Source organism: Albidovulum sp. (assembly GCF_008933605.1).
Lineage (GTDB): Bacteria > Pseudomonadota > Alphaproteobacteria > Rhodobacterales > Rhodobacteraceae > Albidovulum.
On the sequence record NZ_WBUS01000299.1, the window covers coordinates 1 to 1,501 of the forward strand.

General features: G+C 70.1%; 2 protein-coding genes. One reads left to right on the forward strand and one right to left on the reverse strand.

Going from position 1 to position 1,501, the window contains the following annotated elements; genetic code table 11:
- Positions 1–70 precede the first annotated feature (70 nt).
- Positions 71–985 carry an EamA family transporter RarD gene (gene rarD, locus F9K34_RS19020; RefSeq protein WP_291338660.1) on the forward strand — a complete coding sequence of 305 codons (915 nt, stop codon included), beginning with the start codon at positions 71–73 and terminating at the stop codon, positions 983–985.
- A gap of 6 nt (positions 986–991) precedes the next feature.
- Here rarD and F9K34_RS19025 read toward each other — a convergent pair.
- Positions 992–1,501: anhydro-N-acetylmuramic acid kinase (locus F9K34_RS19025; RefSeq protein ID WP_291338661.1), on the reverse strand; the 510-nt coding region annotated here is incomplete at its 5' end.

Below are 1,501 nucleotides of genomic sequence, written 5' to 3' on the forward strand. Positions count from 1 at the left end.
GTGCCCGACACAATCGCCCCGGTGGCGGTCGCCGCGCGGCTGCGATAGGCAGACCGCCGAGGAGCGCGCCATGACCGATACCACTGAGACCCCGCCTCAGGGGGGCGACAGCCTGCCCGGCTTCGCCAATGCCCTTGGCGCCTATGTACTCTGGGGATTTCTGCCCTTCTATATGAAGGCGCTTGCGCATATCCCGCCCGTCGAGGTGATCGCCCACCGCGTCCTCTGGTCGGTCCCGGTCGCCGGCGCGGTGCTGATCGCCACCGGGCGCACGGCGGACCTGGCGCGGGCGGTGAGGACGCCGCGGATGGTCGCCATGGCGGCACTGACGGCGGCGCTGGTCTCCGCCAACTGGGGCATCTATGTCTGGGCCATCGGCTCGGGCCATGCCCTTGACGCGGCACTCGGCTACTACATCAACCCGCTCTTCTCGGTCCTCCTCGGTGCGATCTTCCTGCGCGAGAAGCTGTCGTCCGCGCAATGGGTGGCGATCGCGCTCGCCGTCCCGGCGGTCGCGATCCTGACCTGGGATGCCGGCCAGCTGCCGGTGGTCGCGCTCGCCCTGACGCTGACCTGGGGGCTTTATGCCTTCTTCAAGAAGTGGCTGCCGATCGGGCCCAACCAGGGCTTCATGCTCGAAGTCCTCCTGCTGACGCCCGTCGCGCTCGGCTATCTGGTCTGGCTTGAGCGCACCGGGCAGAGCCATTTCCTGCAGGGCGTTCCCTTCGACACGGCCATGCTCTTCGGCTGCGGCGTCGTGACGGCGGTTCCGCTCATCCTCTATGGCAACGGGGCGAAGCGGCTCAGGCTGACTACGATCGGCGTCCTTCAGTACGTCGTGCCGACAATGATCTTCCTCATCGCGGTCTTCGCCTTCGGGGAACGCTTCGGCCCGGCCCGCGCCCTGGCCTTTCCGCTGATCTGGGCCGCCTTGGTGATCTACACCGTCAGCATGTTCCGTCAGACCGGCCGCACCGGGCACTAGCCCGTCTCAGGCCGGGACACCTTGCGGGCGGCTGATCGAGCCCCCGCCCACGGCGGCAGAGACCCCCGTCGTACCGGGGCAGGAGGTGGGCAGGCCGCATGCCACCCGGACCGCGAGATAGGCGAAGGCCTGCGCTTCCAGCATGTCGCCGTCGAGGCCCACCGCCTCCACCGGTTCCACCGGGCAGTCGAGGAGGGCCGCGATCATCGCCATGAGCGTGGCGTTGTGCCGCCCGCCGCCGGTGACGAGGAGGCGCGAGACCGGCGCGGGAAAGTGCTCCGCCCCCTTTGCCACGGCGGCCGCGGCTGCGGCAGTGAGCGTCGCGGCGGCGTCGGCGTCGGAGAGGCCGGCCACCTCGTCGAGGAGGGAGGCGAAATCGTTCCGGTCGAGCGACTTCGGCGGCATCCGGAAGAAGTAGGGATGCCGCAGGAACCGCGCGACGACCCCGTCATCGGGATCGCCGGAGGCGGCGAGCGCTCCGCCTTCGTCGCGCTCGCGCCCGAGGCGCGCCCGCAG